The sequence below is a fragment of the Neorhizobium puerariae genome, from assembly GCF_042429745.1.
Taxonomy (GTDB): domain Bacteria; phylum Pseudomonadota; class Alphaproteobacteria; order Rhizobiales; family Rhizobiaceae; genus Neorhizobium; species Neorhizobium puerariae.
Map to the genome: position 1 here is coordinate 186800 of NZ_JBHMAA010000011.1, position 14923 is coordinate 201722.

The 14923-nt window shown below is 64.3% G+C and carries 12 protein-coding genes; 7 read left to right on the forward strand and 5 right to left on the reverse strand.

The features are described from left to right. Positions 1 to 12: 12 nt before the first annotated feature. The 3 genes from ACFFP0_RS09615 to ACFFP0_RS09625 are packed head-to-tail and all read right to left on the reverse strand — an operon-like array spanning position 13 to position 2991. Positions 13 to 1293, reverse strand: coding sequence for an NAD(P)/FAD-dependent oxidoreductase (locus ACFFP0_RS09615; RefSeq protein ID WP_377259622.1), 1281 nt, complete (start codon positions 1291 to 1293; stop codon positions 13 to 15). A gap of 14 nt (positions 1294 to 1307) precedes the next feature. Beyond that, the gene (locus tag ACFFP0_RS09620; protein ID WP_377260126.1) at positions 1308 to 2102 is read right to left on the reverse strand and encodes an N-formylglutamate amidohydrolase; all 795 of its coding nucleotides are present in this window, start codon (positions 2100 to 2102) and stop codon (positions 1308 to 1310) included. Between the two features lie 10 nt (positions 2103 to 2112). Next, positions 2113 to 2991, reverse strand: a complete 879-nt coding sequence (locus tag ACFFP0_RS09625; RefSeq protein WP_377259625.1) for a MurR/RpiR family transcriptional regulator — start codon at positions 2989 to 2991, stop codon at positions 2113 to 2115. Between the two features lie 192 nt (positions 2992 to 3183). On the opposite strand from ACFFP0_RS09625, the gene ACFFP0_RS09630 reads away from it, so the two are divergent. The 5 genes from ACFFP0_RS09630 (at position 3184) to ACFFP0_RS09650 (ending at position 8759) form a co-directional block, all read left to right on the forward strand. Continuing rightward, the gene (locus ACFFP0_RS09630) at positions 3184 to 4815 is read left to right on the forward strand and encodes an ABC transporter substrate-binding protein (RefSeq protein ID WP_377259628.1); all 1632 of its coding nucleotides are present in this window, start codon (positions 3184 to 3186) and stop codon (positions 4813 to 4815) included. A 98-nt stretch (positions 4816 to 4913) separates the two neighbouring features. After that, positions 4914 to 5894 carry an ABC transporter permease gene (locus ACFFP0_RS09635; protein ID WP_377259631.1) on the forward strand — a complete coding sequence of 327 codons (981 nt, stop codon included), beginning with the start codon at positions 4914 to 4916 and terminating at the stop codon, positions 5892 to 5894. Positions 5895 to 5896: 2 nt separating this feature from the next. After that, on the forward strand, positions 5897 to 6814 hold the full coding sequence (locus ACFFP0_RS09640; RefSeq protein ID WP_377259634.1) for an ABC transporter permease: 918 nt from the start codon (positions 5897 to 5899) through the stop codon (positions 6812 to 6814). 20 nt (positions 6815 to 6834) lie between these two features. Further along, complete coding sequence (locus ACFFP0_RS09645) at positions 6835 to 8565, forward strand: dipeptide ABC transporter ATP-binding protein (protein WP_377259637.1); 1731 nt, start codon at positions 6835 to 6837, stop codon at positions 8563 to 8565. Between the two features lie 47 nt (positions 8566 to 8612). Beyond that, positions 8613 to 8759: a hypothetical protein gene (locus tag ACFFP0_RS09650; protein WP_377259640.1), complete on the forward strand. Its 147-nt coding sequence runs from the start codon at positions 8613 to 8615 to the stop codon at positions 8757 to 8759. Between the two features lie 46 nt (positions 8760 to 8805). On the opposite strand, the gene ACFFP0_RS09655 is transcribed toward ACFFP0_RS09650, so the two are convergent. After that, a complete protein-coding gene (locus tag ACFFP0_RS09655) occupies positions 8806 to 11580 on the reverse strand; it encodes an ATP-binding protein (protein WP_377259643.1) in 2775 nt (924 codons plus the stop codon). A 370-nt stretch (positions 11581 to 11950) separates the two neighbouring features. On the opposite strand from ACFFP0_RS09655, the gene ACFFP0_RS09660 reads away from it, so the two are divergent. Together ACFFP0_RS09660 and ACFFP0_RS09665 are read left to right on the forward strand one after the other, a co-directional pair. Further along, positions 11951 to 12499, forward strand: a complete 549-nt coding sequence (locus tag ACFFP0_RS09660; protein WP_377259646.1) for a helix-turn-helix transcriptional regulator — start codon at positions 11951 to 11953, stop codon at positions 12497 to 12499. A gap of 42 nt (positions 12500 to 12541) precedes the next feature. Next, positions 12542 to 13531: an alpha/beta hydrolase gene (locus tag ACFFP0_RS09665; RefSeq protein WP_377259649.1), complete on the forward strand. Its 990-nt coding sequence runs from the start codon at positions 12542 to 12544 to the stop codon at positions 13529 to 13531. 101 nt (positions 13532 to 13632) lie between these two features. Here ACFFP0_RS09665 and ACFFP0_RS09670 read toward each other — a convergent pair whose 3' ends face one another. Continuing rightward, entirely contained in the window at positions 13633 to 14847 is a 1215-nt protein-coding gene (locus ACFFP0_RS09670; RefSeq protein ID WP_377259652.1) for an MFS transporter, read from the reverse strand. Between the last annotated feature and the right edge of the window lie 76 nt (positions 14848 to 14923).

Genomic DNA, 14923 nt, shown 5'->3' on the forward strand with positions numbered 1-14923 from the left:
CTGAAAGCGATCCTAAGACCAGATTGAGCGAATGCGGTTGACCGGCCCGCGGAACCTCGGCACGAGGGCGGAAAGGATCGGCGCCGGAAGCAGCGGCCTGAGTTCCGAAATCTCCATCGGCAGGTCCGGGGCCGCGACCCCCGTGCCAGCTTCGCCCAGAACCTCGCCCAGCGCAGTCGCCGTCGGCACGCCGCGCCCGGAATAACCGACCAGCGCGTAAAGCCCTTCCGCGGGATTGTAGAGATGCGGTTGCCGGTCCATGTTGATGGCGAGCCGGCCGGACCAGTACCAGCCCCATTTCACGGAGGCCAGTTCCGGATAGACGGCGCTGAAGCGCTTGCGCATGTGATCTTCCGTCCATCCGACATTGCGGCCCCGGATGGTTTCCACAAGGCCGCCGACGATCATCCGGTTCGCCTTGTCGAAGCGGATGTAGCGGACATCCGGCCGGGTATCGCCAAGGCTCTGATTGCCGGGAAGTATCCTGCGGCGAAGCGCCGGATCGATGGGCTCGCTGGCAAAGGCATAGGACGACATGACGAAATAGGACCGGCCCAGCGGCGGCAGAAGCCGGTCCGTATAGGCATTGGTGGCGATGCCGACCCGCTTTGCCCTGATCGTTCCCGCAGGGCACGTGACGCGCCAGCAGCCGGCCTCGCGTTCGAGCGAAAGCGCCGGCGAATTCGTATAGACTTCCGCGCCTTCGCGGATGGCTGCCTTTGCCAGGCCGCGGGCATAGGCGAGCGGGTTGAGATGGCCGCCATCCGGATGCATCCAGCCTCCGTGAAAGGCCTCCGAGCCCGACATTGCAACCGCCTCCGCCCGGTCGAGCCAGACGGCTTCGATGCCGAGCCTTGCATAAGCCGCGCACTGGCGTTTCTGCTGCTCCACCGTGGCCGGGCTGTGCGCAAGCTGCAGCGCGCCCGTCGGAGCGGCCTCGCAGTCGATCTGGTATCGTCCGATCAGCGAGAAGACCTTCCTGCCGGAATCGACCAGCAAGCGGGTGAAACGCTCTCCGCGTTCCCGCCCCAGCCGCTCCGCGGCGGATTTCGGATTGATGAAGCCGAGGATCGGAACGCAATGGCCGTGGTTGCGCCCGGACCCGCCGAAACCGGGACCTTCCGCCTCGATCACGATGGTCTTCGTCCCTCGCGAGGCAGCGTGAATGGCGGCCGTCAACCCGGTATAGCCCGCGCCGATCACGACGAAATCGGCCTCATGCGCTCCGGTTAGCTGCGTGGTCGCCGGTGCTGCCGGTGCGGTATGCTCGTAGAGAATGCTCCGGATAGACATGATCCAGCCCTTTGCTAGCGGGAAACGGGTTCCGGCGCAGGCGGATCGTCCGCCTGCCCTGCTCTCCCGAAAATATGCTCGAGCGCCCGGGCGAGACGTTCCGTCCACAAAGTTCGCCCTTCCGCCGTTTCGAGATGCGTGTTGACGATCTCCAGCCCGCAGGCGGGAATGCGTTTGCCCCAGGTGTGATAATCGATGGTGAAGGTGCCGCCGATCCCGGAATACGGCTGGTTGTCCCCGATCACCAGGCCCGGCTCGCGGTTCAGGCCGTCGATCAGGGCGGCGGAGAGAGCGTTGCTTTCGTGCCAGATCGTACCCGCATCCATGGCCCGGAACTCACCGCCGCAAAGCTGGCGGGTGCAGCTGTGGAGCGAAAGGAAGCCCGGCCCGCCCGTCCGCTCGACGAGGGCGGAAAAGACGCGGCCGATATCCTCGTGATAGGGCCAGAAATAGGCCTCGTACCGCTCCGCCTTCCCGGCCTCGCCGAGCCCGTGGTTGCCCGGCACGGCGATGCCATCGCTCTCGGCGAGAATGCAGCGCGGGTCCTCGATCCAGCGATTGCAGTCCACCAGCAGGCGCGAGCAGGGAGAAAGAACGGCCGGCGCATCGAGGCGCAGGGCGAGCTGGCGCACGACGTCGGCGATGCCGATATCCACCCCGATGTGTTTTTCGAGATCGGCCCGGTCGAGACCGAGATCCGCATAATGCGCCGGAACCCGGCTGCTTGCATGGTCGCAAACGATCATGCAGGGGAAGCTGCCGGCCGGATTGATGATTTCCGGAAACCAGGCCGCGTCGGCGTCCGGCATTCTTTTCACGTTATTCCTCGTCATTCCTGTATTCGATCCGGTGGAACTGCGCGTTGCCCTTGTTGCGCAGGCCTTCGATTATCCCGAGACGCTCACGCACGCGGTCGGGGTTGCGCTTGGAAAGGGCGGCGATGATGGCCTCGCATTGAGCGAAGGCGACGACGCGGGAATCGAAGGCCGAAATGCTTTCGACCGGCGAGACCAGAACCTGATCGGCGAAATTGCTGACCGGCGACAGCCAGCGATCCGTGAAGAGCACGATGCGCGCCCTCGCCTCCTTGGCAAGACGCGCGAACTCCACGACATCGCCCTGGTAGCGGCGGTAGTCGAACACGGCGAGCGTCACCTGGCTGTTGAAGTCCGCCAGGCGGTCGAACAGGCGCGTCGATTCATTGCCGATGTGGAAGACATTCGGCCGGACCTGCCCCAGCAGCAGCGACAGGCGCAGCGCCAGCGTGGAACTGGATCGGCCGCCGACGCAATAGACGGTCGAGCGCTCGTCCCCGAAGAGATCGAGGATCGCTTCGAACTCCGCCTCGCGGAAATCGTCGGCAGCCTGCTGCAGCGCGCCCGCCAGGTTGCGCATGAAGGCGGCATAGACGCCGGTTCCCGGTTCGTCGGCGCTTCGGGCATCGAACATCGAAAGCGGCGAATTGAGCTTCTCGCTCACCTCGTCGATCAACGCTTCCTGGAAGGCGGCGTAACCGCCGAAACCCAGCTTGCTCACCAGCCGCAGGATCGTGGGAACGCTTACTCCCGCGCGCTGCGCAAAGCCGGCAACGGTGGTGAGGCCCGCGGAGGGATAATTCGCCAGCAATGTACGCACTACCCTGGTTTCGGCGGCGGTCAGCTTCAACGCGCCGCCGGTCAACCTGTCCTTGATCGTCATGCCTCACCTCTGAATTTGTACAATATGATATATTTTCTAGTTCAACAACGCATTTTGACATTTTTTGCTACAAAAATGCGTTGACCCTTGTTCAAGTTGTCATACTATGAAGCCGTGTTGTTTGGAAAACCCGCAGGGCGGCGCCGCGGGGGTGCACGCATATATTCACACATCAAAAAGGGGACACAAAAAGTGCGCAAAAAGCTCAGCCTTGGTCTCGTCACGGCTTCTCTGCTGTGTGCCAGCACGCTCCATGCAGGAGCGGAGACACTGCGTTTCGCCTCCCAGGGTGACATCACCTCGTTCGATCCTTACACGATCGACGAAACCTTCACGTCCGGTTTCCTCGGCAATGTCTATGAAGGCCTCGTCCGCCGCGCGCCCGATCTTTCGATCCAGCCCGCGCTTGCCGAGAGCTGGGAAATGGTCGAGCCGACACGCTGGCGCTTCCATCTGCGCAAGGATGTGAAATTCCACGATGGCAGCGCCTTTACCGCGGACGACGTGCTTTATTCGGCCGAACGCATCCGCTCCGGCGCGTCCGATTTCAAGAACCGTCTCGCTCCCGACACCAAGGTGGTGAAGGTCGATGACCATACGGTCGACTTCATCACCGCCACGCCGAACCCGATCATCCATTACCAGTGGGGCAACTGGTACATGATGTCGAAGAGCTGGGCGGAGAAGAACAAGGTGGGCGCGCCTCAGAAGGCGGGCAGCGGCGAGGAGAGCTACACCACGCTGCATGAAAACGGCACCGGACCTTTCAGGCTCGTCTCCCGCGAGCCGGGCATCAAGACGACGCTTGCCGCCAACGCCGACTGGTGGGCCAAGTCCAGCCGCACCGACAACGTCACGGACGTGGTCTTCACGCCGATCCCGAACGCCGCCACGCGCGTCGCAGCGCTCCTGTCGGGCCAGATGGACGTCATCTTCCCCGTTCCGGTGCAGGACATAGACCGTGTCGAGCAATCCGAAGGCACGCACATGATCGTCGGCCCGGAGCTGCGCACCATCTATCTCTTCCTCGACCAGTTCCGCGATGAGCTCCTCTACTCCGACGTGAAGGGCAAGAACCCGCTGAAGGACCGTCGCGTCCGCGAGGCTCTCTACCGCGGCATCGACATCGAGACGATCAAGAAGAAGGTCATGCGCGGCATGTCGACGCCGTCGGCGCTGATGGTCGCTCCCGGCATCAACGGTTTCAGCGAGGACTTCAAGCGTCTCGAATACAATCCCGAAAAGGCCAAGGCCCTGCTCGCCGAGGCCGGCTATCCCGACGGTTTCGAACTGGGCCTCGATTGCCCGAACGACCGCTACGTCAACGACGAGGCGATCTGCGTGGCCGTCACCAACATGTGGGCCAGGATCGGCGTCAAGGTGAAGCTCAACGCGCAGACCAAGTCGAAATTCTTCGAGAAGATCTTCGCGCCCAAGCTCGATTTCAGCGTCGGCCTGATCGGCTCCACGCCGCCGAGCTTCGATAGCTGGGCGCCGATCAACTCGCTGCACATGTGCCCGCGCGTCTCCCCGGAATCGGCCGTCTGGAAGGACGGCGAGCGGGAGAAGGTCTCCAACGGCAAGTCCAACTACGGCGGGTACTGCAACCCGGAAGTCGACAAGCTCGCCGACCGGATACTGTCGGAGACGGACCAGGCCAAGCGCACCGCGCTCATCAAGGACGCGTGGAAGATCACGACCGGCGACATCGCCTATCTGCCGCTGCACCAGCAGTGGATCGCCTGGGGCGTGCGGGACGGCGTCGAGCTGAAGCAGCGGCCCGACGATGTTTTCGACTGGCGCTACGTGCAGATCAAGAAGTAACCTCAGTCATCCGGGCGGTGCGCGTCTTCCGCGCCCGTCCGACTTTTCCGCCGGAGGAGGCGCTGCGGCGCCCCTCCCCACGGACATGATGGTGCCCGATGTTCTCTTTCCTGCTTCGGCGGCTCGTCCAGTCCGGCATCGTGATGCTGGCGGTGGCGCTGATCGCCTTTTTGATGTTCCGTTATATCGGCGATCCGGTGGCCCAGATGGTCGGGCAGGAAACTTCGCTTGCGGAACGCGCCCAGCTGCGCGAACAGCTCGGGCTCAACGATCCCGTCCCGGTCCAGTTCGCCACCTTCGCCGGCCGCATACTGCAGGGTGATTTCGGCCTTTCCTACCAGATGGGCCAGCCCGTCGACATGCTTCTCGCAACCCGTCTTCCCGCGACCCTCGAATTGAGCTTCACGGCGCTCATCCTTGCCGCCCTGCTCGGCGTGCCGATGGGCGTCTATACCGGCCTGCATCCCGGAAGCTGGCTGAGCCGCGCCTTCATGATCGTATCGCTTGCCGGCATTTCGCTGCCGACCTTCTTTATCGGCATCATGCTTATTCTCGTCTTCGGGGTCGAACTCGGCTGGCTGCCGACCTTCGGCCGTGGCGATGTCGTGCAGCTCGGCTGGTGGTCGACCGGGCTGCTGACCGTTTCCGGCTGGAAATCCATCCTCATGCCGGCCTTCACGCTCGGCCTTTTCCAGCTCACCTTCATCATGCGGCTCATACGCTCGGAAATGCTGGAGGTGCTGCGCGCCGACTATATCAAGTTCGCCCGCGCGCGCGGGCTGCGCAACAGCTCCATCCATTTCGGGCACGCCCTGAAGAATACGCTTGTGCCCGTCATGACCATCGCCGGCCTGCAGCTCGGCTCCATCATCGCATTCGGCATCATCACCGAGAGCGTCTTCCAGTGGCCCGGCATCGGCCTTCTCTTCCTGCAGGCGATCTCGACCGCCGATATCCCGATCATGTCAACCTATTTGCTGCTCGTCGCGGCGATCTTCGTCATCATCAATCTCGTGGTCGATCTTCTGTATTATGCGGTCGACCCGCGCCTGCGCGCCGACGCTTCCGGGAGGCACTGACCATGGCTGCCGGAAGACTGGCGAAGGCCATCAGGAGCGACATGCTCTACAAGTTCCTCTCCTCCCCTCTTACCGTCTGTGCGGCGATCGTCGCCGGCGTGCTGATCCTGTGCGCCCTGCTGGCGCCCTGGATCGCGCCCCATGACCCGTTCGACACGGCAACAGTCGATCTCCTGAACTCGCTGACCCCGCCGGTCTGGCAGGAGGATGGCGACTGGACCTTCGTCCTCGGGACCGACGACCAGGGCCGGGACCTGCTCTCCGCCATCCTCTACGGAACGCGGACCTCGATTGCCGTCGGCTTCGTCGCCGTCGGCATCGCCGTGGCGATCGGCCTCGCGCTCGGGCTTGTCGCCGGATACCTGGGCGGTTTCGTCGACGGGTTCATCATGCGCGTGGTCGATATCCAGATGACCTTCCCGGCCATCATGGTCGCCCTGCTGATCGACGGCATCTCCCGCGGGCTGCTGCCGCGGGAACGGCATGACCGACTTGCGCTCTTCGTCATCATCCTGTCGCTCGCGCTTTCCATCTGGCCGCAGGTGGCCCGCACGGTGCGCGCCTCCACCATGGTCGAGAAGAACCGGGAATATGTGCAGGCCGTCCGCATCATCGGCCGTCCGGCCGTCGTGATCATGCTGAAGCACGTCATGCCGAACGTGCTTGGCCCGGTTCTCGTCATCGCCACCATCAATCTCGGCGTGGCTATCCTCGGCGAGGCGACGCTGAGCTTCCTCGGCGTCGGCATGCCGGCGACAGAACCCTCGCTCGGCACGCTGATCCGCATCGGCAACAACTTCCTCTTCTCGGGCGAACGCTGGATCGTGATCTTTCCCGGCCTGACGCTGGCCCTGCTCGTCATGTCCGTCAACCTTCTGGGCGACTGGTTGCGCGACGCGCTCGACCCGAAGCTGCGATGACTCTCGGAGAAACCAGTTCCATGCAGGAAAAGGACGCAAGCAAGCCTCTTCTTTCCATCCGGGGCCTGAAGGTGGAATATCCGGGGCGGATCAGGACATTCGTCGCCGTGGAGGACATCGACCTCGACATCCGCCACGGCGAAATCCTCGGGCTCGTCGGCGAATCCGGCGCGGGCAAATCGACCATAGGCAGCGCCATCATGGGCCTGCTCGATGCGCCGGGCCGGATCGCCGCCGGCATGATCGAACTCGACGGCAGGAGGATCGACGACCTCGGCCCGGAAGCGATGCGCGGCATTCGCGGCAAGCGTATCTCGATGATCTTCCAGGACCCGCTGACAAGCCTCAACCCTCTCTATACGATCGGCCGGCAGCTTATCGAGACCATACGCACCCATCGCCGGGTCAGCCGCGAACAGGCGCGGCGCGATGCCATCGTCCTGCTCGACAAGGTGGGCATCGCCGACGCCGAGCGGCGGATGGAGCAATATCCCCATCAGTTTTCCGGCGGCATGCGTCAGCGCGTCGTGATTGCGCTGGTGCTCTGCACGGACCCTGACCTCATCATCGCCGACGAACCGACGACCGCGCTCGACGTTTCGGTGCAGGCGCAGATCCTCGACCTCATCAAACGGCTCGCCGCCGAGCGGAATGCGGGCGTGCTGCTCGTGACGCATGACATGGGCGTGATCGCGGAAACGGCGACACGCGTCGCCGTCATGTATCGCGGCCGCGTCGTCGAGACCGGCGAAACGCGGCAGATCATCCACGCGCCGAAACATGCCTATACGAAAAGCCTGATCGGCGCGGTTCCTCGCGCGGACGTGAAGCTCGACCGCTTTCCGCGCGTCGATTTCATCGAAGGCTCCGGGCAGCCGGCGCCGGATTTCGACATACGCACCCATTGGCTCGGACAAGGCGGAGCAGCGAAAGGCGGAGCGGCGAAAGGCCACGACCGGCAGGCGCGCACCGCGCCGCTCGTCGAAATCCGCGATCTCGGCATGCGCTTCGTCACCCACCGCTCCGTCTTCCCCGGGCGGCGGCGCTATTTCGACGCGGTGCAGGACTTCACCCTCGACGTGAACGAAGGAGAAGTGCTCGGCCTCGTCGGAGAATCCGGCAGCGGCAAGTCGACGGTCGCGCGTATTCTTGCCGGGCTTTATGCCGGGTCCGCCGGAGCGATCAGGTTCGATGGCGCGCCCCTGGGCGGCGGGAGCAGCCGCAGCCGTTCCGGCCAGCAGATCCAGATGATCTTCCAGGACCCCTATTCCTCGCTCAATCCCCGCATGCGCGTCGACGCGATCATCGCCGAGCCGATCGAACACTACCGCCTGGCGAAGAACAACCGCGAACGTGACGCCATCGTCGCGGACCTGCTGGACCTCGTCGGCCTGGAGCAAGGCGCCGGCCGGAAATTCCCGCATGAATTCTCCGGTGGCCAGCGACAACGCATCTCGATTGCCCGTGCGCTCGCGACGCGCCCCCGCTTCCTCATCTGCGACGAGCCCACCTCGGCGCTCGACGTCTCCATCCAGGCGCAGATCCTGAACCTCCTGAAGGACCTGCAGGAATGGCTCGGGCTTACCATCCTCTTCATCAGCCACGACCTGCCCGTCGTGCGCCAGATGTGCGATCGCATCGCCGTCATGCGCCACGGAAAGCTCTGCGAGGTTTCCGATACCGAAACCCTCTTTGCAAACCCGCAGCACGCCTACACGGAAGAACTCCTGCGGCTGATGCCCCGGCTTTAGGCCAGCCCGCTTCGGAGGCGACGCAAACGGATCTTGCTTCCTAACAGATGACACGACCGCGCGGCGGCACGTCTCCGGAAGATGCCGACACCCCGGAGGCTGGATGCGCCACGTCCCGAACGGCCATGATGGCGCTTGCAGGGGAAGCCATTAAAGTCGCCCGCAACGCGCCCCTGCCGCTCGCCGACGGATGAAGGTGAACGGGCGGCGGGTGACGCGGCCGAAACCCGGATCGCATGCTTATGACAGCGTCTTCAGGAGGGCCCGGGCCTTTGTCATGTCCGAGGTTGCGGTCCCCTCCTCGAATCGCGCGAGAACTCCGCCCAGCGCCTCTTTCGCTTCCGCGCGCCGCCCGCGATAATCGAGCAGCCTTGCGAAGCTCGTCGCGATGCGCAATCCCCATGCGAGGGCCCCTTGCCGGCCGGCGAGATCGAGCGCCTCCCGCAATTTCGCTTCGGCGTTTTCGGCCGCGGCTTCGGCTCCCGTTTCCAGCAATTCCTCCGCCTTCAGCCGCATCAGCTCCGGCGCGCACCAGAGGTCCCGTTCGCGCGCGAGGCGCGCCAGCGCATTGCCCCCGACCGTCCTTGGACTCAAGGTCGCAAAGGTCTCGTCCTGCATACCGCTGCCGTCGCCGGGCAGGGATCTGTGCGAGCCGAGCGCGATCTCGAATCCGTCCGCCCAGATCTGCCAGTGGCGCAGGCCGCGACGCTTCGTGCGTTCGGCGAGGTGAACGTTCAGCCCGCGGGCAAGATCCAGTTCCCCGGTCCATATCGCCACCGGAATGCAGCCTATCGCGAGCCCGTAGCAGATCGACAGATCGTGGTCGAGGGAGAGAACGTCGGCGGCGCAATCGCGTGCGACCTGGAGCGCCCGGTCGGCATGTCCCGTCAGCCAGAGAATCCGCATCAACAGGGCAAGCGTGGCCGTCCTGCCGTCGACCTGCGCATGGTTGGTGTGATTGGCACGCGCCGGAGCCTCGTCGCCGGCGATGACACGGTTGAGGAGATCGAGCGCCCTTTTCTGGTCGCCCATGAAATGATGCGAAAGGGCCAGCATATGATCGGCCGTCTGGATATTGGCGAGATCACCCGACTTGTAGGCCGGCGCTTCGAAAGCGCGGGCAAGCGTCAGGCTTTCGGCATAGTTTCCAGCCAGGATGTTGCAGGCCCACAGCCCCCAGACGGCCCGCAACCCATGCGCTTCAAGCTGCTGCGCCTCGGCGATTTCCATGCTCCTCCTGAAGGCATCGTCCATGTCCCCGACCGGGCCTGACGTATGCCAGAGGGCATGGCCGAAGGACGCCATCAGCTCGAGTTCGGCCACCGAACCTTCGAGATCGGTTCCGGCGATCACCTTCTTTGCCCGGCGTGCGATCGCCAGGTACTCGTTTGGAAGCGACAGATGGAACCACAGGGGAGCGGACGCCACCACCAGCGCCAGACCGATCGCCGGATCGCCATGGGCCGAAAAGGCCCAGTCGAAGGCCGTGCGAAGATCGTCGACGCGCCAGCTGTGGATCGCCAGCCATTGCCGGGGGTCCTTGCCATCCCAGGAGGCGGTCGGATCGGCGAACAGGTTCACGCAGTGGATGGCGTGGCGGCGGAAAGCCTCGCCCTGCTCGCCACTCAGCGCCAGCTTGTCGGCGGCATAAAAGCGCGTGGTGTCGAGAAGGCGGTAAAGGACGGTCCGGTCCCGGCGATCCATCGTCACCAGCGATTTCGCGACAAGCGCCGTCAGCGCATCGAAGACATCCGCCTCGCTGAGGTCAGGCCCGGTGCAGACAGCCACCGCCGATTCCAGCGGAAAGGACGAACGAAAGACGGACAGCTTGCGGAACACCGCCTTCTCGCGCTCTCCCAGCAGATCGTGGCTCCAGTCGAGCGTGGCGCGGAGCGTCTGCTGGCGCGGCAGGGCCGTGCGCCTGCCCCGCGTCAGAAGCGCGAAGCGATCGTCGAGGCGAAGGGCGAGATCGCGCACGTCCAGAATATCCATGCGGGCCGCCGCCATTTCAATGGCGAGCGGCATTCCGTCCAGCCGGTTGCAGATGTCGATGACCGGCAGCACCTCGTCGTCGGTGAAGACGAAACTGTCCGAACTCGCGACCGCCTTCTCGCAAAAGAGCTGCACCGCCGGAAAGGCCAGCGCCTCCTCGACCGAGATTTTCGCCGCCGGAGACGGGACCTGCAATGTCGGCAGCCGGTAGACCCATTCGCCGTCGGCGCGCAGCGGCTCGCGGCTGGTGACGAGAAGCATGACGTCCGGCGCGCCCTGGAGAATGGACTCGGTCAGGGTCGCGACCACGTCGATGAGATGCTCGCAATTGTCGAGGACGAGCAGGACAGGTTCCCCGCGCAATGCGGCAAGGACGGCCTGCTCCGGCGCGCCGGAAGAAACAGCAAGACCGAGCTGGGACGCCAGCGCGCCGGCGACCAGCGCCGGGTCGGAGAGCGGGGCGAGATCGACGAAGCAGACGCGTATGGAGGACGACGACGCCATGGCGTGCGCGACGGCAAGCGCAACGGTCGTCTTTCCGATGCCGCCGGGACCGGCAATCGTCAACAGGCGGCGCTCCGGAAACAGGGCGACGAGACCGGCCACGATCTCGTCGCGGCCGATCATCCGGCTGAGGTTCGACGGCAGATAGAGGGGCGGCGAAGCCCTTCCAGTCTCCTGCGGCGAGGCGGAGACGGGGTTTCGGACCACTTTCGCGACGAAACGATAGCCTCGTCCGGTTTCGTTGAGGATGAACCGGCTGACGCCGCCCGACGTTTCACCCAGGGCCTTCCTGACGGCCGAAAGATGGACGCGAAGCGCGTTCTCGTCGACCGTCGTGTCCGGCCAGGCGCGCGCCATCAGTTCTTCCTTTGAAACCAGTTCCCCTGCCCGGCTCACCAGCAGGAGCAGGATTTCGAGCGCCCTCGTGCCGAGCCTTATCGGTTGGCTGCCTTCGTAAAGCGCCCTTTGCGGCGCGGACAGGGTGAACCCCTGGAAGGAATAGATATCGTCTTCACGCATGCGGGCCAAAGGCTCGCCCCGTCGAACAGCCGGACATCATGCCTCTCCGATATTAGGTCCAGGACTCATCCTGGATTTCCGCGGGCAGATACGCACATCGCGCAGCCGCGCGGATAGAACGATATCCCGCATTTTTGAACGGGAAAAACTTCATGTATTACATGAACTGCGTTTTCTTTAGAAAAAATATTGTAAATCAAATAGATATATTATTATGTTCATCCGATCCTCCAATTGCGAGGCACCCCTTAACGCGCGTTTGCGATACTTAACACAGCTTAAGTGACGCTCGAATCCGGGTCTGGCTAGGTTGGATGCACAGGAAGCGGCAACGGGATTCCTGCCCATCCAGACCCGAGAGGAGACGACCATGCCCGCTCAAAGCGCCGAGATGACCATTTCGCGATCCGCGCATCCGATCCCGGAGTTTTCCGCCGGAATGGCGTTCGACATCGCGAAACTGCTGGAAGAGGCAGGTCGCCATGTGGACCATGACATGAACGCCGTCCGCACCTATCTGGATCGCGCCCACGCCATGCTGACCGGCCTCGCCGCGGAACAGCCCGCCCCCGCAGATGCCGGCGGGCTCGCGCCCTGGCAGGTCAAGCGTGTCGAAGGCTATATCCGGTCCAACATAGACGGCAGCGTTCGCACCGAAGACCTTGCGGCGGCCAGCCGCCTCAGTGTCAGCCACTTTTCCAAGGCCTTCAAGCAGAGCTTCGGCATTTCGCCCTATGCCTATGTCCTCAACAAGCGGATCGCGCGCGCCAAGGAACTGCTGCTTTCCAGCGATGAATCGCTCGCGCAGATCGCCCTCGCATGCGGCATGTCGGACCAGGCGCATTTTTCCCGGCTTTTCCGGAATCTGACGGGTGAGACGCCCAGCCGCTGGCGCCGTAGCCGCCTCGCCACAACCTGATCGCCCGCTCCCCACCCCTGCATTCGATTGCTGAGATCGCGCATGACCTCGCCATATGGTAACGGCCCGACACTGGTGACCCTGAGCGTCACGCCCGCCTCCGCCAACCCTGTGCTGGACCCCGTCACGCAAGAATTCCTCGACCGGCTGCCCACGGCGTCCCCTCCCACGCTCCAGGCATTTCGAGAGCAGCTCGGCGTGTTGCAGGGCAATCCACCTGCCGTGCCGCATGCGCCTGGCGAAGACCTGACCATAACCGCCGGCCGGGCCGGCGCGATACGGATGCGCATCCTGCGCCCCCGGACCGGCGCAAGCCGGTTGCCGGTCATCGCCTATTTCTCCGGTGGCGGAACCGGCGGCATCAGGACCCATGACAGGCTGCTGCGGGAGCTCGCCGCCGGTTCCGACGCCGCCGTGATCCTCATCGAGGAGGGCCATGCGGCAGAACATCCGCTTCCGGAGCGGATCGAGAGAAATTACGCCGTGCTGGCCGAAATCGCCGCCCGCGCCGCCGGCCTCGGCCTGGATGAGACACGTCTGGCGGTTGCCGGCGACGGCATCGGCGGCACGCTCGCCGCCGCGGTCTGCCTGATGGCCAGGGAGCGACAGGGGCCTGACATCTGCCTGCAGCTTCTGTTCTGCCCGGTCATGGCCTGTGGCTGCGATACCCCCTCCTATCGTATGTTCGGGAACGGCCCCTGGCTGACGAGGGATGTCATGCGGTCGCTTCTCGCGGAATATGGCGTCCCGGAAATCGCTGCCGATTCCCGCGCATTTCCCGCCAGCGCGTCGATCCGGCAGCTTGAAGGTCTGCCTGCCGCCATGGTCGTCACGGCGGAAAACGACGTCCTGCGCGACGAAGGCGAAACCTACGCCCGGAAACTGATGCAGGCGGGCGTCGCGGTCCATTCGACGCGCTTCATCGGAGCGATCCACGATTTCATCCTTCTCGATGCGCTCTCGGAAACCCCGGCGGCGCAAAGCGCGCTCGCGCAGGCGATCGCCGCGCTCAGGGTCTCGTTTGGAAAATGATCCTGCCGTCATGGCCGCCGCGACAAGGAAGAATGGCGGGCGACGAGGAGGCCGCGGCCGGCCTCCGGTGATCCGTTGTGCGAACCCTGGCGTGGCGGACCTCAGTGGATGCCGGAAGCCGGTCCATGCGGATGGCGGCTGAAAATCCGCACGGCAACCGCGACCAGCGGCAGGACCGCCCCGACCAGGCTGACGCCACCCCATCCGGCATGGCCCCAGGCGAAGGAGGCAAGGGCGGAACCTGCCGCTCCGCCCAGGAACATGGCGGTCATGAAGATCGTGTTCAGCCGGCTGCGCGCGGCGTGATCGAGCGCGTAGACGACGTGCTGGTTGGAGACAAGCGAACTCTGCACCCCGAAATCCAGCACGATCACGCCGATCACCAGCGCAACGATGGATGTCCAGGCACCGAAGATGATCCAGGCTGCGAAGGTCATCGCCGTGCCGAGCCAGACGACGAATGCGGGGCCGCGACGGTCCGCGAGCCGGCCAGCCAGCGGAGCGGCAAACACGCCGACGGCGCCCACGATGCCGAAGAGCCCTGCGACATCGGCCCCCAGGTCGAAATCCGGGCTCTGGAGATAAAGGGCGAGAATCGTCCAGAACGCCGTGAACGAGGCGAACAGCGCCGCCTGCATGAAGGCGGCGATGCGGAGCGCGGGCTCCCGCCTCCACAGATGCGCGAGCGAACGGATGGCGGCGCCGTAAGCCATGCGTGATGCCGGCCGGTGATGCGGAAGGGTGACATGCATCAGCGCCGAGGCGATGAGGGCCAGCGGGACGCCGACCCAGAACATGTCGCGCCAGCCGGCATGCTCGCCGACGAAGCCCGAAAGCGTCCGGCTGAACAGAATTCCCGAAAGAACGCCTGCCATGACGAAACCGATCGTCGACCCGCGTTTTTCCGGCGCGACGAGCGAGGCTGCGAACGGCACGATCTGCTGCGCCACCGTGGAGCCCGCCCCGACCACGAACGACGCGACGACCAGCGCCATGGCCGACGGCGAGACGGCGGCGACGGCGAGCGCTATCGCCAGGACCAGGAATTGACCGATGATCAGGCGCCGCCGGTCGACAATATCGCCGAGCGGCAGCAGCAGAAACAGCCCGAGCGCGTAACCCAGCTGGGTGACGGTCGGGATAAGTCCGGTGACCGAGGAATTGCTGAACTCCCCCTCGATCAGGCCGAGCATCGGCTGATTGTAATAGATATTCGCGACTGCGATGCCGCTCGCAGCGGCCATCGCCAGAAGACCGGACCGTCCGATGCCGGCGGCCGGGCCTTTCAGGGAATTGGGTGTATCGATGGCATTCATGGCCTTGCCTTTCCGAACAAAAAAATCATCCAAGCATCTAGCGCTTTATCGAAAACGGTTTTAGTGATCCCGTACG